The sequence below is a fragment of the Peribacillus sp. FW305-BF15 genome, assembly GCF_058783805.1.
This window is the reverse complement of record NZ_JBYSYV010000027.1, coordinates 24,894-46,088: the sequence shown is the minus strand read 5'-3', so window position 1 is coordinate 46,088 and position 21,195 is coordinate 24,894. Positions and strand designations below refer to the sequence as shown.

Genomic DNA, 21,195 nt, shown 5'->3' with positions numbered 1-21,195 from the left:
ATTCCAATGGATTTTTGGTTTGCATGATGATTCCTCCTTATGATTCGGTTTAATCAGTCTTCGCGTTTGGAAAGGCAGCGGTCACATTCCATCAAGTAAGATTCAGCTTGTTCAATGATATGGCTCCCGCATTCCGTACATTGTTTAGGCGGCAGTGTCCTGAAGAATTCCAATGGATTTTTGGTTTGCATGATGATTCCTCCTTATGATTCGGTTTAATCAGTCTTCGCGTTTGGAAAGGCAGTGGTCACATTCCATCAAGTAAGATTCAGCCTGTTCAGTGATATGAGTTCCGCACTCCGTACATTGTTTAGGCGGCAGTGTCCTGAAGAATTCCAGTGGATTTATAGTTTGCATGTTGATTCCTCCTTTTTGATTTTGGTTTAATCAGTCTTCGCGTCTGGAAAGGCAGCGGTCACATTCCATTAAGTAGGATTCAGCATGCTCGATAATATGGTCACCGCACTCAGGGCAATGTTTAGCAGGGATATTGTTAAAAAACTCAATGGATTTTTTCATTTGCATGATGATTTCCTCCTTTTAATGTTAGATATATTTTCCGGTCGCTTTATTCTTCACGTTTGGAAAGGCAGCGATCGCATTCCATCAGATAGGAATTTGAATGGTCCACATGTGTTTCACCACATTCCGGGCAATGTTTAAATGAATCGATTATGACTAAATCTGATTGATTTGCTTGCATGTCTCGCTCCCCCTCTTTATAGTACAGTTTTTGTTGTTTGCTTGTTGTTATAATACAGTATATACCCGAATTTGGAAAATGTATAGGTATTTTACAGAAAATTTGAAATTTTTTTCACCCATAGTGTGAAAACCCTATTGGAAAGGGATTTATCATCTGTATATTTTTTTATTTTTCTCCACGTCAAGTAGGAAATGAAAGAAATAATGCTTTTTATAAAACGAAAAAACAATCAGGGAGTGAAACGGACAAACAATTTTCAATGTGTTGAGTGGGGCATTAATATAACAGATGGGAAACAGGAGGTTGGGTGATCATTGAATGCCTATTTCACAGTCGATGTAACATAAAAGAACTTGTTCCAAAATGTCAGCAATATCCAAACGGCAGCGATTTATATGTAAGTTCCTGTCTGGATGGTTTTAATACTTCAGTAAAGAGGTAACTTGCTAGTAGAAGTACAATAATGGGAGGTAGCATATGTCGAAAGCGATGATTATCGTCAATCCATCTTCAGGCAAGGAAAAGGCAGGGAAGACTTTGCCGAAAGCGGAAAAGGCACTAGGGGAACTTTTTGATGAGGTATGCGTTCGTAAAACGGAAGGAGAGGGGGATGCGACGGGTTTTGCAAAGGAGGCCTGTGCAGAAAGATTCGATGCTGTCATTTCCATGGGTGGTGATGGAACGGTGAACGAGATAGTGAATGGCTTGGGCGAGCAGCAGCATCGGCCTATCTTCGGGATCATTCCACTAGGAACCATCAATGATTTCGCCAGGTCTTTGGGAATACCACTGAATCCCAATGCAGCCATCGAGATATTGAAGGATATGCATATTAAGGAATCGGACATAGGGAAGATCAATGACCGTTACTTCATGAATGTGTTGGCGGTAGGGGCAATCGCGGAGGCCACCTATAATGTTTCCGTTGAACAAAAAACCCGTCTTGGGTCTTTTGCCTATTTCATTGAAGGAGCAAAAGCGATCATTAAAAAGACTCCGTTTCCTTTAACGGTTGAACATGATCACGGGAAGTGGATGGGGGAGGCTCATTTACTAATTGCAACCATGACTAACTCTGTCGGCGGTTTTGAACAACTTGCACCAGAGGCGGAAGTGAATGATGGAAAGCTGCACACATTCATCATTAAGGATTTATCTCTTCCTCTCATCGTCAAGATCATTCCCAGTTTGATCAGGGGGGAGATCATGGGGAATGACGAAGTCGAATATATTAAAACATCCAAGCTCCATTTAACCACGTCAGAGGAACTTGCAGTCAATATCGATGGCGATGAAGGCATTCTTCTTCCTTTCCAGGCAAATGTACTGCATAAACATCTTCGTCTATTCGTCCCGGGAACTAAATGAGTCGTTTAGTTCCCACTTCTTTCAACATGTGGGGAAAGCTGATCATGGTTTAGCCAATCAGCTTTTTTCTTTGCGGGTGTTCATCGTACACAACGTAAGCTCCTTCGCATTTTATAAAAGGTATCATTATTCAGAAGGATTCCAGGTTAGAATAGTTAATGCATGATTGACTGGGTATAAATATGTTACGCTTATATTTATGATTATAGATGAGAGAGGAAGTTTGATGTTCGTATGGAGTTTTTTCTTGTTATATTAGCCCTTCTTATATTGATAGGAGTGTCTAATGTAATTAACCATTTTATACCCTTTATACCTGTACCATTAATACAAATAGCACTCGGTGTCATATTGGCACTTTTACCCCTGGGCATGCATGTTGAGATGGAGACGGAATTATTTTTGCTATTATTCATCGCACCCCTATTGTTCAATGATGGCAAAAATGTACCCCGAACAGCACTATGGAAGTTGAGAGCACCCATTCTGATGCTTGCACTGGGCCTCGTATTCATAACGGTTTGGGCAGGCGGGTATTTAATTAATTGGATGATCCCTTCGATACCATTGCCTGCAGCATTCGCTTTGGCGGCCATTCTGTCACCTACGGATGTAGTGGCAGTAAGCGCTTTGGCGAGTCGTGTCAAATTGCCGAAGAGCATCATGCACCTTCTCGAAGGCGAAGGGCTGATGAATGATGCCTCAGGTTTAGTTGCCTTTAAGTTTGCCGTTGCAGCTACGGTCACTGGTGTTTTCTCCTTAGTCGACGCAACCTTCAGTTTCATATGGATTGCAATTGGTGGGTTTGTAGGTGGAGCGATACTAGCTTTCATCATTATCAGGCTTCGTGTATTTCTTCGCCGTTTAGGGATGGAAGATGTCACGATGCATATGCTTATCCAAATCCTGACTCCTTTTATTATTTTCCTCGCTGTGGAACATTTCCACCTTTCTGGGATTTTGGCAGTCGTGGCTGGGGGAATTGTCCATGCCATTGAACGAGATCGGGAAATTTCACCAACAGTGGAACTTCAAGTCGTTTCAAAGAGTACATGGTCCGTCATTTTATATGTATTGAATGGTCTTGTATTCGTTTTGCTTGGCTTGCAAATCCCAAGCGTTGCGAAAACGATCTTTCAAGATCCAGCCTTCAATAATGGACAAGTGATCCTTTATATCGTGATCATTACACTTTTCCTTTTCGCTTTACGATTCATTTGGCTAACGGCTGCCTGGTCGATTGGCTGGATGACGAAAAAAGCGGGAGCCCAAAAACCGGACTTCAAAGCGGCCGGGATCATTACCATTTCCGGAGTTCGCGGAGCTGTAACGTTAGCGGGTTCGTTCTCGATTCCATATGTGTTGGCAGATGGAAGTCCTTTTCCTGAGCGTTCATTAATCATTTTCATTGCAGCAGGTGTCATATTGCTGACACTGATTGTTGCGAGTGTATTTCTGCCAATCGTGGCACGGTCGGAAGAAGAGGAAGTGGTGGATAAGCAGGCTGACAAAACGAAAGCTGCTGCCATCCACTCACATCAAGCCGCTATACGGGTGATTGAGTCCCAAATGACAGATGAAAACCGGGAAGCGGCTTTGTCGATCATTTCCAGGTATTGTACCAAGATCAATGAACTGTCCTATGTAGAACAGGAGAAAGAACCGGCCGCATTAAGGGAAGAAGAGAAGGATCTTCGCTTCAAAGCCCTTGAAGCAGAGCAAAGATTCCTTGATAAACTCATTAAGGATGAAAAGGTGGACCGGGAGACGGCGTATATATGCAAGGAATATATCCAGCGTATGGAAGGTGCCGTAACAAATCGACTGAAGTTCCGTTTTTTTAGGTCAGTAACGCTGTTCAGGAGAAGTATGCTGAGGGTTTTAAAATTATTTTTCCCTAATAAAAGTGAAATAAGAAAAATCAATCTTAAGAGGTTGGAAAAGGTCAGGGATCTTAAAATCAGGATGTATAAAGCCGCCATCCAAGAGATACAGGCCGGAATTACAGCCGATAATCATAAGACATCCTCGATGATCATAGACGAGTATAAAGTGTTGATTTTAAAATGCAAACGTGAGAACAGAGGCAGTACCCCGAGTAAAATGGTTGAGTATGAAAGGGAGCTGTTCTATAAAGCGATCCAGGCAGAACGGGACGAAGTGCAGGATATGTTTGAAAAACGACAAATCTCCCGTGATGTTGCCAACATACTCCGCCAGCAAATCAATTTACGGGAAGCACTCACTATCAATGAAAATACACATTGATTATACAGAAGGAGCACTGTCGAATATATCGACAGTGCTCCTTCCGGTTTGTGAAGGGAATATCGGACAGGGCATCGAATCATTATTGTATTCAATAATTGATGAAAGAGAGTGTGCTTATTGGAAAAGGAAATCGAGACCATAACTTTAATGGCTTATATACCGGAACACCTTCACCAGCTTTCCCAGTTTTGCTTACCGAATACACAAACTCCTTTTTCAGCTCTGCCGGAAGAGTCACTGAAATATTGCCGGGAAGATTGCGACAGGCACCCTTTCGTAATATTGGCCGATGGTATCCCAGTTGGCTTTTTCGTTTTACACATTGGCGAAAACACCGACCCTTTCACCAGCGATAAAAAAGCGATTTTACTCCGGGGATTCCTTGTTGATCAAAAACATCAGGGAAAAGGGATTGGAAAGAAAGCCTTGCAAATCCTTCCGGAATTCGCAAAAGGGATTTTTCCAAACAAGGATTCGATCATTCTGGCAGTGGACTTCATGAACGTGAACGCAAAAACGCTTTATGCGAAATCGGGGTTTCAGGATACAGGCATTCAGAAGGAAGGCAGAAGCGGGTTGATGGAGATAATGGAATATAGATTGGATATGGGGAACAAGGATATCGAATAAGGGAGGAATAACAAATGATATTGGCTATTGGACTTTTCCAAAAGGGGAAGTCCTTTTTGTCCAATTTGTTACAGGTTTCGTTATGTAACCGAAGATTTTAGAAGGGCTGCTTTTAATAATGCCGCTGCCTTATGGTACACTTTACTTATTGTAAAATCTTAATCGAGGTGTAGTCCTAATGAAAACAGTCGTAGTCGTAGGTGGAGGCATTACCGGTTTATCAACCATGTATTATTTACAAAAGACAGTTAAAGCGAGGAGTCTCTCCGTACGATTAATATTAATAGAAGGAAATGAGGAACTAGGCGGTAAAATAAGGACTGTGCACGATGGTCCTTTTAAAATTGAAGCGGGTGCCGATTCGATCGTCGCCAGGAAACAGAATATACAGCCATTTCTTAAAGAATTGAACCTGGAGGACCAAGTCGTCTATAATGCGACGGGAAAATCATTCATTCATACAGATGGGATGCTGAAGGGAATCCCCGAAGATGCCCTATTCGGAATACCAATGAGCCTGGAGTCACTGGCCAAAAGTGATCTGGTTTCCGCCCAAGGTAAGGTCGACGCCTTAAAGGATTTCTACACAAAAAATGAGACATTTACGAAGAATGACTCCATCGGTTTATTTCTTGAAAGTTTCTTAGGAAAGGAATTGGTGCAAAAGCAGATATCTCCTGTCCTATCAGGTGTTTACTCAGGAAAATTAAATGAATTGACCATTGCCAAAACACTGCCAGAGATGCTGGTTTATAAAAATGAATATGGCAGTATAATACGAGGTCTATCGGAAAATAAGCAGAAATACAAAAGCAAGGGAAATAAGAAGTTCCTTTCGTTTAAAAATGGCTTATCAACATTGGTAGAAAGAATAGAGGAAAGCCTCGATATGGTCGAGATATTAAAAGGGGTCAGTGTAGATAAAATCGGAAGAAATGATGAGGCGTACATCATTACATTGGCAAACGGTGAAACGCTGGAAACGGACTTTATCGTATTGAGTACACCGCATACAATTGCCCAGAAATTATTGGGGGATCGGGAGTTGGATGAGGATTTCAACGGCTTGATCAATAGTTCGATGATTAGCGTTTATCTTGGATTCGATATCCCGGACAGCATGCTTCCTAAAGACGGGACAGGTTTCATTGCAGGCGATAATAGTGATTTGATCTGTAATGCATGCACCTGGACAAGCCGGAAATGGGAGCATACTTCTGAAAACAGCCAGCTTTTGGTAAGGCTTTTTTATAAAAGCTCTAGTCCGGAATATGAACGATTACAGTCCCTTACAAAACAGGAATTGATCTCTGTGGCTTTACAAGACATTATGAACAGTCTAAGCATTTCTGGGAATCCAATTACGAGTGAAGTGACGAAATGGCATGAAAATATGCCGAACTACCATATTAAACATCCTCAAATCGTTCAATCACTGGAGGCGAAAATCTCCGAGAATTATCCGAATGTTTTACTTGCGGGCTGTTCATACAATGGAGTCGGAATCCCGGATTGTATTGCAGATGGGGAAAAGAAAGCGGAAGAGATATGTCTGAAGTTGTAAAAGGGGGACTGCCAGGCGGCAGTCCTTTTTTTAATGAATGCCGGAAATTCCGTTTGAAGTTTCCGGCATTTCCTGTATAATGATATTCGTAAAATTAAACTGAAAGTTTACTTATATAAAACTTTATCTACTTTGTGTTTACTATAAGTAAACCGATTGAGGGTTATGGAATGCAAATTGGAAAAAAAATAAAGAACCTTCGCTTGAAAAAGGGATTGACCCAGGAAGAATTGGGCGAAAGAACGGATTTAAGCAAAGGGTATATTTCACAGTTGGAAAGGGATCTTAGTTCCCCTTCGATTGAAACTCTTTTCAATATTTTAGAAGTACTCGGCTGCAAGCCGAAACAGTTCTTCGATGATGAGGATCAAGTCCAAAAAGTAGTGTATGAAGAAGAAGCACAAACATTTTTCATCGATGAAGAACGGGGATACCAAATTCAGTGGCTCGTGCCTGAATCGAATGAAAAGGAAATGGAACCTATTCGCCTGACTCTCCAGGAAAAAGGGGAGTTCAAACAATTTGAACCATCCTTGTCGGAAACATTCGGTTATGTATTAAGCGGAAGAGTCATTGTAAAGCTGGGTACACATACGTATTTCGTCAAGGCAGGGGAATCGATTTATTTTCATGCTTCAGATGAACATCAAATCATCAATGATTTTGAAGGTCCGTCCGAGTTATTACTCGTGGTGACGGAATCATACTTATAGAATTCAAAAAAATGCAATCGTTGAAGATTGATGAGTAAGGGAATGGAGAGAGGGAAGAAGCTATGGCAAATGGGAATATAATACGCTTCGATCAAGTTACGAAGCAATTTGATGATGAAACGGTGGTTCTCGATAATGTTAGTTTTGAAATCGAGAGAGGGAAGTTCTATACGCTATTGGGTCCTTCCGGGTGTGGGAAGACCACGATCCTTCGTTTGATTGCCGGATTTACGGAAGCTTCCAAAGGTGATATTTACTTTGAAGGGAAAAAGATCAATGATGTGCCAGCCAATAAAAGGCAAGTGAATACGGTATTTCAAGATTATGCACTGTTTCCGCATTTAAATGTGTTTGAAAATGTAGCATTTGGTCTTCGGATCAAAAAAATGAAGAATTCGGAAGTGGAAATCAAGGTGAAGGAAGCCCTCAGCTTTGTTAATTTGGAAGGGTATGAAAAACGGGAGATCAGGGAAATGTCCGGCGGCCAGCGGCAACGGGTAGCTATTGCGAGGGCTATTGTTAATGAACCTGAAGTCATTCTCCTGGATGAACCGCTATCTGCCCTCGATTTGAAATTGCGTACAGAAATGCAATATGAATTGCGGGAGCTGCAACAGAGGCTGGGAATCACGTTTATCTTCGTCACTCATGACCAAGAGGAAGCATTAGCGATGTCAGATGAGATTTTTGTCCTTAACAAAGGGAAAATCCAGCAAAGCGGGACCCCTACGGATATTTATGATGAACCGCTGAATCGATTCGTTGCCGATTTCATCGGTGAGTCCAATATTGTAAAAGGAAAAATGATTGAAGATTACCTCGTGGAGTTCGTCGGCAGACAGTTCGAATGTGTTGACCAAGGATTGAACAGTAATGAAGCTGTCGATATTGTCATCCGCCCGGAAGATTTAGAGATTACTTCCGTCGATCGCGGAAAACTGCGAGTTCGGGTTGACTCCCAGCTATTTCGCGGTGTTCATTATGAAATCAGCTGTTATGACCATGATGGAAATGAATGGCTTGTCCAATCAACGAAAAAAGTGGCAGTCGGAGATGAAATAGGTCTTTATTTCGAACCGGAATCGATCCATGTCATGCGATTGGGTGAAACTGAAGAAGAATTCGATAAGCGTCTGGAAGCGTATCATGATGGGGAAAGTCATGAAGAATAAAATATCCCGTAATATTTACTTCATACCCTATGTCTTATGGATTGCTTTATTCGTGATCGCACCCATTTTGTTAATCCTTTACTATTCCTTCTTTGACATTGAAGGCAATTTATCATTGATTAACTATCAAAAGTTCTTTACGCCAGTATATTTAAAAATGACATTGAGCTCATTTTGGTATGCATTCCTGATTACGGGAATATCCCTTTTAGTCGCTTACCCGACAGCCTATTTGTTAACGAAAACCAAGCATAAGCAGTTGTGGCTTTTGCTGATTATCGTGCCTTCCTGGATCAATTTACTTTTGAAAGCTTATGCCTTCATTGGAATTTTTGGCACGTATGGTGTGGCGAATGGATTTCTGGAGGCGGTAGGAATCGGAAAGCAGCAGATTCTCTTTACGGATTTCAGCTTCATATTCGTTTCGGTTTATATTTTCATCCCGTTTATGATTTTACCGATATTCAATGCGCTTGATGAAATGAATCCAACCCTTTTGGATGCGGCCAATGATTTGGGAGCGTCCCGATGGATGACATTCCGCCGTGTCATTTTTCCATTGACGTTAGATGGGGTAAAGACGGGATGCCAAGTAGTCTTCATCCCGGCACTTTCATTGTTCATGCTTACAAGATTGATTGCCGGTAACCGAGTCATTACGCTTGGTACGGCTATCGAGCAGCACTTTCTTGTAACACAGGATTGGGGAATGGGTTCCACGATCGCGGTATTTTTGATTATTATAATGTTCCTGATTATGTTTGTAACGGGTAACCGAAAGCAGGGTGTGTAAATTGGGCAATAAATTATCACCAATATCAAAAGCGTTTCTCGTTTTGATTTTTCTCATTCTCTATGCACCGATTTTCTTTTTAGTCTTTTACTCTTTTAACAGCGGTGGAACGATGTATGACTTTAAAGGGTTCACGATGGAGTGGTACAAGGAGCTGTTCCAAGATACGAGGCTGTTGATCATTGTATTGAATACACTTGTGATAGCTTTATTATCTGCACTGATCGCAACGATCATCGGGGTGATAGGGGCAATTGGAATTCGCTCCTTTACGAGCAGTAAAGCTAAGAATACGGTATTGTCATTGAATAATGTATTGATTGTCAGTCCCGATGTGATCATCGGTGCTTCCTTCCTGATTTTATTCACAATGGCCGGGATCAAGCTTGGATTCTACTCGGTACTGTTGTCACATATCGCCTTCAGTATCCCAATCGTTGTGCTGCTGGTCCTTCCGAAACTTCAGGAAATGAGCCCTACTTTAATTGATGCCGCCCGGGATTTAGGGGCAAGCCGGTGGGATGTATTGACGAAAGTCATCCTTCCATACATCTTGCCAGGTATCTTTGCTGGTTTTTTTATGGCATTGACTTATTCACTTGATGATTTTGCGGTAACGTTCTTTGTGACCGGTAATGGTTTCTCCACTCTTTCCGTGGAAATCTATTCATTGGCCCGCCGTGGAATTTCATTGAATATCAATGCACTATCGACACTGCTGTTCGTCGTGACACTGCTGTTGGTTGTCGTCTATTACTTTATAACTCAACGTGTTAGGCAAACGGGAATGGGGGGGAAACGATGAAAAGGCTACTGCAAATATTTTTGCTCATTTCCCTCGTATCCGCTTTGCTGCTATATGCGATTTCAAGATTGAATTCAGCGCAGGGATTTACGAGCAGCAATACGCTTACCATCTATAATTGGGGCGATTACATCGATACGGATCTAATCGAACGTTTTGAAGAAGAAACAGGTATAAAGGTCATTTATGAGACGTTCGATTCGAATGAGGCCATGATGACTAAAATTGAACAGGGCGGTACCACTTATGATATTGCCATTCCGTCTGAGTATATGATCGATAAGATGAGGCAGGAAGACTTACTGGTTCCCTTGGATCATTCCAAGCTTCCGAATTTGAAAAATATCGATGAGCGATTCATCGATCTGCCATTCGATCCGGAGAATAAATATTCCGTCCCGTACTTCTGGGGAACGGTTGGAATTGTTTACAACTCCAAGATGCTCGGTGGCAAAGAAATAACGGCATGGTCGGATTTATGGGATAAAGATTTAAAAAATGAAATCCTTTTGACGGATGGCGCTAGAGAAGTGATGGGCATGGGTCTGAACTCTTTGAATTATTCATTGAATGATACAGATGAAGAACACCTTCAAGAGGCAAAAACCAAACTTGATGCCCTCACCCCGAATATTAAAGCGATAGTGGGAGATGAAAGCCGCATGCTATTGGAAGCCCAGGAGGCAGCGATTGGCCTTGTTTGGTCGGGAGTTGCTTCTGAAATCATGGCTGAAAATGAAGATCTCGAATACGTTGTTCCAAAAGAGGGGTCCAATTTATGGTTTGATAATATGGTCATCCCGAAAACAACGAAAAATGTCGATGCGGCCCACCAGTTCATCAACTTCATGCTGGACCCGAAAGTTGCAGCTCAAAATGCTGAATATGTAAGTTACTCGACACCTAATAAAGAAGCACTTAAATATATGCCTGAAGAAGTGGTTAAGGATGAACGTTTCTATCCGTCACCTGAACTGACGAAGAAACTGGAAGTGTACGAAAACCTTGGGAAGAAAAACTTGGCCCGTTACAATGAACTCTTCCTTGAATTCAAGATGCATCGTAAATAACAAAATAAATAAAGCATGGTGTAGGAATTCCCTCCGTACACCATGCTTTTTCGTTTGCTCGAAACTTACGAGTGAAAGCCGAATTACACTCTGTTACCTATATATCAAGAGTTGAAATAACGGTATAATACCGTTTTTTGTAATGATCAACCAAAATTTAATGTAAATCCATAACAGAATGAAATGCTCTAAAATATCTGCAGAAATATAAGTATGTTAGTATAATGATAGAGTTCATACATATTGAAGGTTAAGTTAAAGTCTTAAGGATTAATTAATATTTACAAGCTATCATAATAGAAAACTTAAGGGAGACTATTCATGAAACTATTAAAAAGCACGAAGGCATATATTTGGGCAGGGAGCATTTTAATCATTGCCGGGATCATGGCATTTGCGATGATTTCGTCCATGGATAAGACAATTGCGAGTATCGATGGCGAGAAAATCAATGAGGATGAGCTGTATGACGCGCTTGTTGCAGGGTACGGAGCAGATACTTTAGACCTGCTAATTACGAATAAATTGGTGGAATTGGAAGCGGAAAAAGCAGGAATCAAAATTAAGGATGAAGAAATCCAGAAAGAAATCGATGTTATGGTGGAGTCCTATGGTGATGAAAAGTCGTTAAAAGAACAATTGGAAGCAAGCGGTTCTTCAATGGATGCTCTAAAAAAGGACATCGTGGTTTACCTGCAAACGAAAAAATTGGTCGAACCGAGAATTACTGTAACGGACGATGAAATCAGTACGTATTTTGAAGATAATAAAGATACATTTGCTCAAGCGGAACAAGTGGAAGCTAGTCATATTTTAGTCGAAGACGAAAAAACGGCTAAAAAGGTTGCGAAAGAACTTGCGGCAGGCGGTGATTTCGCTAAGTTGGCAGCTGAATATTCCACTGATACTGAAACGGCGGATAACGGTGGGAGTCTGGGGTATTTTGGAAAAGGCGATATGGTGGAAGAGTTTGAAGATGTTGCCTTTGATCTTGATATAAATAAAGTCAGTGATCCAGTCAAAACCGAATATGGGTACCATATCATAAAAGTAACCGGTAAGAAGGAAGCAAAAAAAGCTAATTTAGAAGACAGTAAAGAAGTAATTAAAGAAACGCTTCTTTCTGAAAGATTACAAGAGGAATATCCAGTTTGGTTAGCCGAAGTAAAAAAAGACCATGATATAACGAATAAATTGGAGGACTCTAACTAAGGTATCAAGTGAAGGATATTCCGAAACCAAACAGAGTTGATTGGAGTGAAAGGTACGAGACTCCTGCTTAGAAAAGCGCGTCTAGGGGAGACCCCGCAGGCGCATGCCGAGGAGGCTCCACGACCGCCCGCGGAAAGCGAGTGCCTGAAGCGGAAATCAACATCCAAATCGTACAAGCCATAATTTAAATTTAGATAAAACCATCCTTATTTAGTTGAAGGTGTTGTTTTGGTTGTTCGGGAACTTCATTTGATGAAACGCACATTTTCCGGGCACATTTTCTCTACAAAAAAGGCTGAGGCATAATGCCTCAGCTTTTTTATATATTAGAAGTTGGATGAGATGGATTTTTGATTGGATAATCCTGATTTTTTAACGATTTCATCACTATCTTTTTCACCTTTATCATTATTGGATTTCAATGATTGTGCTGGCGTTTCTTTCAGCTGTTTACCGGCAACGACCACTTTTGAACTGATGTCTTTTAATTCACTTGTTGCGTCCTTCGCTGTACCAAGGGCATCAGTGGAGATATCCTTTACTTCGGATACTTTACCCACCACGTCTTCATTCACGGTTTCATATAGTGTTTCAACGTCATTGATTGCCTCTTTAATCGTCTCCGTTGCTCCTTTGACTCCTGATACCATCTGTTCCTTCATTTCGCCGGGATTTTCCTTGACCTGTTCAATCATATTCATGGAGTTGTCTTTTAAAAGGACGGCAGATCGCTTTACTTTATTTCTCGTGTTGGAGTCGAGCAAGGTCAATGCACCGCCGACAAGCCCCCCGATTAGAATCCCTTTTAAAAGTTTGCTATTCGTTTGAGTTTCGATAGTTGTTTGAGTCATTTATATTTCCTCCTTTAGAATAGTAGATTGTTTGCTTATTTTGGGTTTTCCCTTATTTACCATAAGTTAAACTGGAAATAATAAACTATCATGGGATTGACATGATAAATAAAACAATAGTACTCTACATATAGTTAAATGACTGAACTACTTTTTGAGAGGTGCAACGATGACGAATGAAAAAGTTTCTGGATTGATTGATCGATATATGAAGGTTTCTTTCTATGTCAATAAGATGGGGGAGCTTTTAATAAAAGATCAGATTTGTGATGTGCTGACGAACGAACAATACTATACTTTACGGTTCATTCAACAACAGCGGTTGTGTACATCGACGGAAATCAGTGATGCCTTTTATATTAATAAGAGTGCCGTCACGTCCAACATCAACAGGCTGGAAGGCAAAGGATTGATAGAACGGGAACAGGACCAGGTTGACCGAAGGTTCTTCCATTTGAAGCTTTCCAAAGAGGGGGAAGCGTTGTTACAGGAAACGGAAAATAAGATTCATAAATTGGTAGAGAGCATCATGACGAAATTCGATTATGAAGAGATTGTTAAATTCCTTGATACATATGAGAAGCTTTCACAAATTTTCATTCAAATGAAGAATGAGGAATGGGAGGAATATAAATGAGGGGGATCATAAAGGGAAGATGGCTGGTCATTATCGTATGGGTTGCCATTACGGCAGGTTTATTGTTTGCGGCACCGAATATGGCGGAGCTTGTCCGGAATAAGGGCCAGCTGGATGTACCGGAAGAGTATTCCTCTGGGATGGCCAATGAGCTAATGAAAGAGATCCAGGATAAGGATGAGTCACAAGTGGCTCTCGTATTTCATGGTGATAAGAAGCTGTCTTCCCCGGAATTGAAAGAGATCGAGGTAGCGATCCAAAAGCTTGAAAAGAATAAAGCGGAGCTTGGCATCAAAGAGGTCATGACCCATTTTAAAGAGCCCTCGCTAAAAGGTCAGTTGGTCTCGGAGAACGAAACAACGGTTTTGACATCCATCACGATGGTCAAAGGGGACCGAGAAGCTAAGGAAGTGATCGATGCCCTTTATAAAGAGCTGGAGCAAGTGGATGTCGAGCATTATTACACAAGCAGCTGGATGATCGATGAAGATCTTAATGCCAATTCCCAAGAAGGGCTGAAGAAAACTGAAGGCATCACGGTTGTTTTCATTCTGGCTGTATTGCTGATAGTCTTCCGTTCAGTGGTGGCACCGGTCATTCCGTTGGTAACGGTAGGTTTCACTTATTTATGCTCACAATCCATCGTCTCATTCCTGGTGGATAAATGGGACTTTCCGATTTCGTCTTACACCCAAATATTCCTGGTTGGTATTTTATTTGGAATCGGAACTGACTATTGCATCCTGCTGCTTAGTCGTTTCAAGGAAGAGCTATCGTCCCAGGAGTCCTTGCCTGAAGCGATCGTTGAGACATACCGAACCGCCGGTAAGACTGTCTTCTTCAGCGGGCTGACCGTAATGATTGGCTTTGCGGCAATTGGTTTTTCTACTTTTAAGCTCTATCAATCTGCGGCGGCCGTTGCCATAGGGGTCTTCATTTTAATGATCGCCCTTTATACGATCGTTCCATTTTTCATGGCGGTTCTTGGCAAAAAGCTATTCTGGCCGGCGAAAGGGAAACTTGCGCATAGTGAAAGTAAACTATGGGGAGTTCTCGGTAACTTCTCCTTGAACCGCCCATTATTGGCGCTTATGATCGTCGCAATCTTTTGTGTTCCCTTTTTGTTTATGTATGATGGGAAGATTTCATATAACTCCCTTGAAGAAGCGGGTGATGATGTTCCTTCCATCATGGCATTTAATATCATTTCCGATGAATTCGGACCGGGACAATCGATGCCAACACAGATTGTCATAAAGAATGACGAACGCATGGATTCGGAAGAGTACGTCGCACTTGCAGAAAAAATCAGCCAGGAAGTAGTCAAGGTGGATGAAGTCGATGTAGTTCGATCCATGACCCGCCCGACAGGTGAACCGATTAAGGATTTATTTGTAGCGAACCAGGCCGAAACCTTGGAAAAGGGAATCGGGGAAGGAAATGAAGGCATTAAACAAATCAGCGATGGATTGAAAACGGCAGGGAGTGAGCTTTCCGATTCAGGACCGCGATTGAAGCAAGCGACGGACGGAATAGGGGGACTCATATCCGGGACCAATGAATTAAAGAGCGGCGTAGGTCAGGTGGAGAAGGCGTTAACAAGCATTGAAGCAGGCATTCGTGATGGGTCTTCAGGAACCGGGGACATAAAAAACGGATTGATTGAGGTCAAGGCTAACTTGGATAAGCTCGCCACCGGAAGCGGACAGCTTCTCGAAGGCTATAAACAATCAGCTAATGGGTTAAGTGAGCTCACAGGTCAATATAAAGAAATTCAAACTAACCTTACGGGTGTATCACAAAGCCTTGCCGGTTTAAATCCTTCTTTTGAGCAAATGGAAGCCACTCATCCAGAATTACAGGCTGATCAGTCCTATCAAACAATCAAGCAAACAGTGCAAGGGGCACAGGGTGGCTTGGAGCCCATGGCAGCAGGCCTTTCAGAGCTCAATAGGAATCTTGGTTCAGTGTCCGGCGGTTTGAATACGGCGAATGAAAATATGGAAGAAATCGTAAAGGGTCAAAATTCTCTTGGGGAGGGCCTGAACCAATTGATTTCAGGCGTTGACAATTTACAAAAGGGTCTAAGCACCATGGCTAATGGTCAGGGGGAAGTCATAAATAATCTGTCAGGATTTAAAGGAGGCCTTACTAGCTTAAGTAATGGGCAGCAAGAACTCCTAAATGGTTTTTCAAGCCTGGGCGGGCAGCTTACTGATTTGACTGATGGCTTAAATGAAAGTGCGGATGGTCTGAATGAAGTCCATGATGGACTATCGTCCGCACAGGGTTATTTATCAGGGCTGGCAAAAACGGATAAAACGGTAACAGGCATGTACATTCCCAAAGAAGTAGTGGAAAGCGAAGAATTCGGGGAAGCATTGAACGCGTATTTATCTGAAGATGGTAAAACCATGACCATGGATGTGGTATTCAAGGCGAATCCTTATTCCAATGATGCAATCGAGCAAATTGATTCGATTGAGGCAACCGTTGAAAGAGTAACGAAAGATACAAAGCTTGAAAACGCGCAGGTGGCGATAGGGGGAATCACAAGTACATATCATGACTTGGGCATGATGTCTGGGGAGGATTTCTCAAGGACGGTCGTTTTGATGCTGTCGGGTATTGCAATCATTCTCTTTTTCATGCTGCGATCCTTGATCATGCCTGTCTATTTGATAGTGTCGCTCGTTTTGACTTATTATACAGCGGCAGCCATTACAGAGTTGATTTTTGTTAATATTCTCGGTTATGCCGGCATTGGCTGGGCAGTTCCTTTCTTTGCCTTCGTCATCTTGATTGCTCTTGGCATTGACTATAGCATTTTCTTGATGGATCGCTTCAACGAGTGGAAAGATAAGCCGGTCAAGGAAGCGATGTTGCTGTCCATGAGAAAAATGGGAACGGTGATCATCTCGGCGGCTGTCATTCTGGGCGGAACCTTTGCTGCCATGATGCCAGCAGGCGTTTTATCGCTCTTGGAGATAGCCACATTAATATTGGTGGGGCTTGCTTTATATGCGTTTGTCATCTTGCCATTGTTTATTCCGGTGATGGTTGCAACGTTTGGAAACGCGAATTGGTGGCCGTTTTTAAAAAATAAGGAATAAAAGGGAATATAAAATAAAGAAGGCCTCCATTCGGATGCCTCCAGACTGTAGACAAAAGGGTTTCGGAATGCTCCAATTCCGAAACCCTTTTTGAATGATTATAAAATGGGAAATGGATTTAAAAGCTCGCCCGGTGGAGGAAGAATGACAATCATAAGTTCCATCATACACATAATCAGGCGTACTGGTTTTGTAAGCTGCATCTTCAACAGCTTCCGGTTTTCCAACTTTCTCAATCGGTGTTACTCTCGTCCACAACACAAATTTGTTATGGTCTGCTGGTGCATGAAACGAATGTATGGGATCAACAAATACATGCCCTGCACTCATTCGTTAAATGAAACATTTAGTTAAGAGGGGATGGAAAAGCGTTTGAATAAAAGTTGCAGAAAGACTGTTGGCCCATGGAGTTCTGTCTAATTACTAAAACTCTGTTGACTGGAACGGAAGGTGCGAGACTCCTGCGGGAATACGAGTGCAGGGGAGACACCGCAGGCAGGCGCAAACGCCGAGGAGGCTCTCCGCGGACCCCGGACCGCCTGCAGTGGAATTCAACGCTCAACTTCCAAACTCTCAAAAAAACTGTAGACCAACTCGATGGAGTTTGCCTACAGTAAGAAATAAACAACTGAAACAAAAAAATATGTATTCCATTTCATAATTGGGGGATTCTTGTTTTATATTTCGCGATGATCTTTTGATTGTGTTCATCTGCCCCTTCGATATTACTGCTAAGGAATACGGGAGGGGTTTCCCCTGATTCAATAATCGTTTGGATGACTTGCGTGAAAACCATATTGAGGAGAACGGCCCCGACCACGGTCGATCCGGAACCAAAAGGTATATTATTTGATTTCAGTAATGTGTCACCTTTGGCAATATGATTGTCTATGACCAAATCAACGACATCGTGGAGATAATGCTTCTGTTTATGCCGTGAAGAACAACTTTTTGCATACTCCGGTGATGTTAGTCCAATAACGAATGCCCCTTTTTCTTTTGCGATAGTGGCTACATCTATCGGAACGGGATTTACGCCCGATGACGAAATGACAATACAAACATCACCAGGACGGATATCTTCATCATTCATGAATTTCTCTGATAGGTCATTTTGGCGTTCAAGTTGGGATGATCTTGAAGCTCCTTTAAAAAGCATGAGATCTTCAACGAAAATTGGACGAATTGCGGCTAACCCACCAGCCCGGTAGAATACCTCTTCGGTCAAAATGTGGGAGTGTCCGCTTCCGAATAAATGGATGATCCCATCCGACATGACTGCTTTTGAGATACGTTTCACAGATTCCTTAATTGATTGCTTTTCCTGTTCTCCCACAATTGTGAGTAAAGCCTGCACTTCTTCAAAGTATGAGTTCATATATGTGACACCCTCCGATTACCTTTGGCAATTAAAAGACTATAGTGATGAAAATATTCCATTTTATCTGCTTATGTTGATAGTGAACTTATACCTATCCGCACGATAAGCCGATTTAACATATTCAAGGGGAGTTCCGTCTATTAAGAACGTATTCCTTTGAATGAATAATATGGGTGAGTGCTTTGGAATTGCTAAATGGGTCACTTCCAATTCAGAAGCAATCGATGATTCCAACGTTTGTGAAGCATAGTCTATCTTTAGTTTGACGTAGTTCTCCACATATTGGTAAAGGGAAAGGTTAATGATTTCTTCCGTTAATCCTTTAATTAAATTGGCAGACATGTACACGGTCTCGAGCGCCATTGGAACATCATCAGCCAACCGAATGCGTTTTATTTCATAAACGGGAGCATAAAGGGAAATGTGCAATTCACTGGCAATCTTCTTATCAGCCGGAATGATTTCAAAGCTCAGCAGCTTGCTGCTTGGGTTTAATCCCCTGGCCTTCATGTCCTCGGTAAAACTGGTCAGCCCATTGAGCTGCTGCTCCAATTTCTTATCGGCGACAAAGGTTCCCCTTCCTTTCTGACGGTATAAGTATCCGTCATTCACCAAATTATTTATGGCTTGGCGGACGGTCATCCGGCTAATTTCGAATTGCTCGGCATATTCACGTTCAGATGGAAGGGCATCGTGCGCTTGGAACTCACCGTTTTCTATTTTTCTTTTTATTTGTTCTTCGATTTGAAAATAAATCGGAAGAGGTGAGTTTTTATCAATCATCGACTTTCGCTCCTTTAGGGTATTATCACTCCGGATAACGCTTTTTGGTCTGCGATAATTGTAACACTATTATGTTTTTTTAGGATAGATGCAGGAAATTCCTCTGAAATGTCACCGTGTATCAATTTCTTCAGTGTTTCGGCTTTTTCTTCACCAGAAATCAGCAGCAGAATTTCTTTGCTTTTCATGATTGTTGAAATGCCCATCGTAACGGCATGTGTCGGAACTTCGTCTATGGAGTCGAAATAACGTGCATTCGCTTGGCGCGTCGAATCTTCAAGTGTCACGACATGTGTACCGGATGTGAAGGAAGTTCCAGGTTCATTAAAACCAATATGGCCATTTTGGCCAATGCCAAGTATCTGAAGATCGATCCCGCCCACGGAATCAATCATTTCGTCATACCGTTGACATTCTCCATTCGTGTCATCGGCTGTGCCATTAGGCAGGTGAGTACGCTCTTTATTTATATTGATGTGAGTGAATAAGGAATGATCCATATAAAAATGGTAACTGTTTGGATCATTTGGTTTTAAGCCGATATACTCGTCAAGGTTAAAAGACGTTACATGTTCATATGAAGTATGATTACGTACGTGATCTTCAATCAAATTATCGTACATTCCTTTAGGGGTGCCGCCTGTTGCAAGGCCCAATTTGATATTCGGATTTCCTTTGACTTTTCCGATCACTATTTCTGCGGCTGTCCGGCTCATTTCCGTGTAGTCCTGCACTTGTATGATATTCATTATACATTCTCCTTTTTAAAAGCTAAATTTCCTCTGCAGAAAGTCATTTCAACGTCCAAGCGGTCATTCAATATTACAAGATCTGCGTCTTTGCCGACTTGGATGCTTCCTTTTCTGTCAAAAATCCGAAGTTGTTTGGCAGGGTTTTCCGCCGTCATTTTTATAATGTCAGTCATGGAACAACCGGTATATTCCATTGTGTTCTTGATGGCATCATTCATTTTCAATATACTGCCGGCTAGTGTGCCGTCTGAAAGCGTTGCTTTCGTTTCGTCAACATTAACAGGCTGACCACCTAAATCATAGGTTCCCTTTTCAAGCCATTTGGCACGAAGTGAGTCCGTTATCAGTATCATTCGTTCGCTGGTAATTTGGTCATATGCGAGCTTGATCATTTCCGGCCTGCAGTGAATGCCGTCAGCAATAAGTTCAACATATAGCTCATCTCGAAGATAAGCAGCTCCCAAAACGCCAGGTTCGCGGTGATGGAGTCCACGCATTCCGTTATAAAGATGTGTAACGTGGGTAGTCCCTGCCTGGATTGCTTCATCTATTTGGTCATATGTTGCATCTGAATGGCCGATGGAGGCGACGACGCCAGTTCCCCTTAAGTGGGCGGCAAGATCTAATCCGTTCGGTTGTTCAGGAGCAAGCGTTACAAGCTTGATTTGATTTTCGGCCATTTCCTGCCATCTTTTAAATAGAGTGACATCAGGATCAACGATATAATCCTCAGGCTGTGCTCCTTTACGGGCCGGTGAAATGAAAGGACCTTCTAAATGTACTCCAACTATTTCAGCATTTTCCTGAGTTTGATTTTCGATATATTTACCAGCATTAAGAAGTGCTGATTCAATGGCTTGGGTGGCTTGGGTCATTGTAGTGGCCAGAAAGCTGGTGGTTCCTTCTTTAGGAAGGGTCTTTGCCATTGTGGATAATGCGTCATGTGTGGCATCCATTGCATCGGAATTGGATGCTCCGTGAATATGAATGTCGATGGCACCGGGAATTACCTGATAATCCGGTGAAAGAGTAATCACCTTGGCATCATCGTCCTGTTTGTATTGGCTGCCTGGACCAACTTCGGCAATTTTTCCATCCACGACTTTAATGTACCCATTTTTGTATGTTTCCTTTTCGCTGTGAACCATCAGATTATTAATAATGAATGTTTTCATACATAATCTCCTTTATGAAAGTAAAACTTAATGAATGAGTCATGAAATGGTCTCATATAATTTGCCCTCATTTTAACGTTTTTATTAAAAGTTGTCTAGACCAGTTAGGGAGTATCAAGAACAAAAATGATATTTTTGCTATGTTTTCGAAGAATATAGTATATTTACAAGTAAATTGGTATAGACATCTATATATTTT

21 protein-coding genes are annotated in these 21,195 nt (G+C 41.9%); 12 read left to right on the top strand and 9 right to left on the bottom strand.

All coding sequences use genetic code 11. The features are described 5' to 3' along the window. Positions 1-53: 53 nt before the first annotated feature. Genes yhfH (AC3WLU_RS22530) through yhfH (AC3WLU_RS22515) form a run of 4 tightly spaced genes read right to left on the bottom strand, consistent with a single transcriptional unit; the run spans position 54 to position 703 of the window. Complete coding sequence (gene yhfH / locus AC3WLU_RS22530; protein WP_492597969.1) at positions 54-191, bottom strand: protein YhfH; 138 nt, start codon at positions 189-191, stop codon at positions 54-56. Positions 192-219: 28 nt separating this feature from the next. After that, positions 220-357, bottom strand: coding sequence for a protein YhfH (yhfH, locus tag AC3WLU_RS22525; protein ID WP_082196596.1), 138 nt, complete (start codon positions 355-357; stop codon positions 220-222). Positions 358-387: 30 nt separating this feature from the next. Next, a complete protein-coding gene (yhfH, locus tag AC3WLU_RS22520; RefSeq protein ID WP_082162914.1) occupies positions 388-525 on the bottom strand; it encodes a protein YhfH in 138 nt (45 codons plus the stop codon). Positions 526-568: 43 nt separating this feature from the next. Next, positions 569-703 carry a protein YhfH gene (gene yhfH, locus AC3WLU_RS22515; RefSeq protein ID WP_255294699.1) on the bottom strand — a complete coding sequence of 45 codons (135 nt, stop codon included), beginning with the start codon at positions 701-703 and terminating at the stop codon, positions 569-571. Between the two features lie 480 nt (positions 704-1,183). Here yhfH (AC3WLU_RS22515) and AC3WLU_RS22510 point away from each other — a divergent pair, with 480 nt between their 5' ends. From AC3WLU_RS22510 to AC3WLU_RS22465, 10 genes are all read left to right on the top strand, one after another. Continuing rightward, entirely contained in the window at positions 1,184-2,074 is an 891-nt protein-coding gene (locus AC3WLU_RS22510; protein WP_098866079.1) for a diacylglycerol/lipid kinase family protein, read from the top strand. Positions 2,075-2,308: 234 nt separating this feature from the next. Then, a complete protein-coding gene (locus tag AC3WLU_RS22505; RefSeq protein ID WP_063574522.1) occupies positions 2,309-4,342 on the top strand; it encodes a Na+/H+ antiporter in 2,034 nt (677 codons plus the stop codon). 120 nt (positions 4,343-4,462) lie between these two features. Continuing rightward, positions 4,463-4,975 (top strand): GNAT family N-acetyltransferase, encoded by a 513-nt coding sequence (locus AC3WLU_RS22500; protein ID WP_492597968.1) that lies wholly within the window; start codon positions 4,463-4,465, stop codon positions 4,973-4,975. Positions 4,976-5,153: 178 nt separating this feature from the next. Beyond that, the gene (locus tag AC3WLU_RS22495; protein ID WP_492597967.1) at positions 5,154-6,539 is read left to right on the top strand and encodes a protoporphyrinogen oxidase; all 1,386 of its coding nucleotides are present in this window, start codon (positions 5,154-5,156) and stop codon (positions 6,537-6,539) included. A gap of 170 nt (positions 6,540-6,709) precedes the next feature. Further along, on the top strand, positions 6,710-7,252 hold the full coding sequence (locus AC3WLU_RS22490) for a helix-turn-helix domain-containing protein (protein WP_034304877.1): 543 nt from the start codon (positions 6,710-6,712) through the stop codon (positions 7,250-7,252). Between the two features lie 62 nt (positions 7,253-7,314). Continuing rightward, the gene (locus AC3WLU_RS22485; protein ID WP_063574518.1) at positions 7,315-8,424 is read left to right on the top strand and encodes an ABC transporter ATP-binding protein; all 1,110 of its coding nucleotides are present in this window, start codon (positions 7,315-7,317) and stop codon (positions 8,422-8,424) included. After that, on the top strand, positions 8,414-9,217 hold the full coding sequence (locus tag AC3WLU_RS22480; RefSeq protein ID WP_034305104.1) for an ABC transporter permease: 804 nt from the start codon (positions 8,414-8,416) through the stop codon (positions 9,215-9,217). Before AC3WLU_RS22485 ends, AC3WLU_RS22480 begins: the two co-directional genes overlap by 11 nt. A gap of 1 nt (position 9,218) precedes the next feature. After that, a complete protein-coding gene (locus AC3WLU_RS22475; protein WP_034304873.1) occupies positions 9,219-10,022 on the top strand; it encodes an ABC transporter permease in 804 nt (267 codons plus the stop codon). Then, positions 10,019-11,092: an ABC transporter substrate-binding protein gene (locus AC3WLU_RS22470; RefSeq protein WP_492597966.1), complete on the top strand. Its 1,074-nt coding sequence runs from the start codon at positions 10,019-10,021 to the stop codon at positions 11,090-11,092. Before AC3WLU_RS22475 ends, AC3WLU_RS22470 begins: the two co-directional genes overlap by 4 nt. Before the next feature lie 321 nt (positions 11,093-11,413). After that, positions 11,414-12,304 (top strand): peptidylprolyl isomerase, encoded by an 891-nt coding sequence (locus AC3WLU_RS22465; protein ID WP_053537081.1) that lies wholly within the window; start codon positions 11,414-11,416, stop codon positions 12,302-12,304. Between the two features lie 326 nt (positions 12,305-12,630). Here the strand turns inward: AC3WLU_RS22465 and AC3WLU_RS22460 are convergent, their stop codons facing one another. Beyond that, entirely contained in the window at positions 12,631-13,155 is a 525-nt protein-coding gene (locus AC3WLU_RS22460; protein WP_413003582.1) for a YtxH domain-containing protein, read from the bottom strand. 169 nt (positions 13,156-13,324) lie between these two features. Here AC3WLU_RS22460 and AC3WLU_RS22455 point away from each other — a divergent pair, with 169 nt between their 5' ends. Then, entirely contained in the window at positions 13,325-13,792 is a 468-nt protein-coding gene (locus tag AC3WLU_RS22455) for a MarR family winged helix-turn-helix transcriptional regulator (RefSeq protein ID WP_413003580.1), read from the top strand. Beyond that, the gene (locus AC3WLU_RS22450; protein WP_492597965.1) at positions 13,789-16,905 is read left to right on the top strand and encodes an MMPL family transporter; all 3,117 of its coding nucleotides are present in this window, start codon (positions 13,789-13,791) and stop codon (positions 16,903-16,905) included. Before AC3WLU_RS22455 ends, AC3WLU_RS22450 begins: the two co-directional genes overlap by 4 nt. Positions 16,906-17,560: 655 nt before the next feature. Here AC3WLU_RS22450 and AC3WLU_RS22445 read toward each other — a convergent pair. The 4 genes from AC3WLU_RS22445 to nagA form a co-directional block, all read right to left on the bottom strand. Beyond that, on the bottom strand, positions 17,561-18,283 hold the full coding sequence (locus tag AC3WLU_RS22445) for an SIS domain-containing protein (RefSeq protein ID WP_063574513.1): 723 nt from the start codon (positions 18,281-18,283) through the stop codon (positions 17,561-17,563). A gap of 63 nt (positions 18,284-18,346) precedes the next feature. Continuing rightward, positions 18,347-19,069, bottom strand: a complete 723-nt coding sequence (locus AC3WLU_RS22440; RefSeq protein ID WP_034304859.1) for a GntR family transcriptional regulator — start codon at positions 19,067-19,069, stop codon at positions 18,347-18,349. Between the two features lie 14 nt (positions 19,070-19,083). Then, a complete protein-coding gene (gene nagB / locus AC3WLU_RS22435; RefSeq protein WP_063574512.1) occupies positions 19,084-19,818 on the bottom strand; it encodes a glucosamine-6-phosphate deaminase in 735 nt (244 codons plus the stop codon). Then, complete coding sequence (gene nagA, locus AC3WLU_RS22430) at positions 19,818-20,996, bottom strand: N-acetylglucosamine-6-phosphate deacetylase (protein ID WP_492597964.1); 1,179 nt, start codon at positions 20,994-20,996, stop codon at positions 19,818-19,820. The genes nagB and nagA overlap by 1 nt, the downstream gene beginning before the upstream one ends. Between the last annotated feature and the right edge of the window lie 199 nt (positions 20,997-21,195).

Excerpts from the sequence above, each read along its gene's own strand:
- AC3WLU_RS22445 (WP_063574513.1), bottom strand. The coding sequence starts at position 18,283 with ATGAACTCATACTTTGAAGAAGTGCAGGCTTTACTCACAATTGTGGGA.
- AC3WLU_RS22450 (WP_492597965.1), top strand. The coding sequence starts at position 13,789 with ATGAGGGGGATCATAAAGGGAAGATGGCTGGTCATTATCGTATGGGTT.
- AC3WLU_RS22495 (WP_492597967.1), top strand. The coding sequence starts at position 5,154 with ATGAAAACAGTCGTAGTCGTAGGTGGAGGCATTACCGGTTTATCAACC.
- AC3WLU_RS22485 (WP_063574518.1), top strand. The coding sequence starts at position 7,315 with ATGGCAAATGGGAATATAATACGCTTCGATCAAGTTACGAAGCAATTT.
- nagB (WP_063574512.1), bottom strand. The coding sequence starts at position 19,818 with ATGAATATCATACAAGTGCAGGACTACACGGAAATGAGCCGGACAGCC.
- yhfH (WP_255294699.1), bottom strand. The coding sequence starts at position 703 with ATGCAAGCAAATCAATCAGATTTAGTCATAATCGATTCATTTAAACAT.
- yhfH (WP_082162914.1), bottom strand. The coding sequence starts at position 525 with ATGCAAATGAAAAAATCCATTGAGTTTTTTAACAATATCCCTGCTAAA.
- AC3WLU_RS22455 (WP_413003580.1), top strand. The coding sequence starts at position 13,325 with ATGACGAATGAAAAAGTTTCTGGATTGATTGATCGATATATGAAGGTT.
- AC3WLU_RS22490 (WP_034304877.1), top strand. The coding sequence starts at position 6,710 with ATGCAAATTGGAAAAAAAATAAAGAACCTTCGCTTGAAAAAGGGATTG.
- AC3WLU_RS22470 (WP_492597966.1), top strand. The coding sequence starts at position 10,019 with ATGAAAAGGCTACTGCAAATATTTTTGCTCATTTCCCTCGTATCCGCT.
- AC3WLU_RS22465 (WP_053537081.1), top strand. The coding sequence starts at position 11,414 with ATGAAACTATTAAAAAGCACGAAGGCATATATTTGGGCAGGGAGCATT.
- yhfH (WP_082196596.1), bottom strand. The coding sequence starts at position 357 with ATGCAAACTATAAATCCACTGGAATTCTTCAGGACACTGCCGCCTAAA.
- AC3WLU_RS22505 (WP_063574522.1), top strand. The coding sequence starts at position 2,309 with ATGGAGTTTTTTCTTGTTATATTAGCCCTTCTTATATTGATAGGAGTG.
- nagA (WP_492597964.1), bottom strand. The coding sequence starts at position 20,996 with ATGAAAACATTCATTATTAATAATCTGATGGTTCACAGCGAAAAGGAA.
- AC3WLU_RS22440 (WP_034304859.1), bottom strand. The coding sequence starts at position 19,069 with ATGATTGATAAAAACTCACCTCTTCCGATTTATTTTCAAATCGAAGAA.
- AC3WLU_RS22480 (WP_034305104.1), top strand. The coding sequence starts at position 8,414 with ATGAAGAATAAAATATCCCGTAATATTTACTTCATACCCTATGTCTTA.
- yhfH (WP_492597969.1), bottom strand. The coding sequence starts at position 191 with ATGCAAACCAAAAATCCATTGGAATTCTTCAGGACACTGCCGCCTAAA.
- AC3WLU_RS22460 (WP_413003582.1), bottom strand. The coding sequence starts at position 13,155 with ATGACTCAAACAACTATCGAAACTCAAACGAATAGCAAACTTTTAAAA.
- AC3WLU_RS22510 (WP_098866079.1), top strand. The coding sequence starts at position 1,184 with ATGTCGAAAGCGATGATTATCGTCAATCCATCTTCAGGCAAGGAAAAG.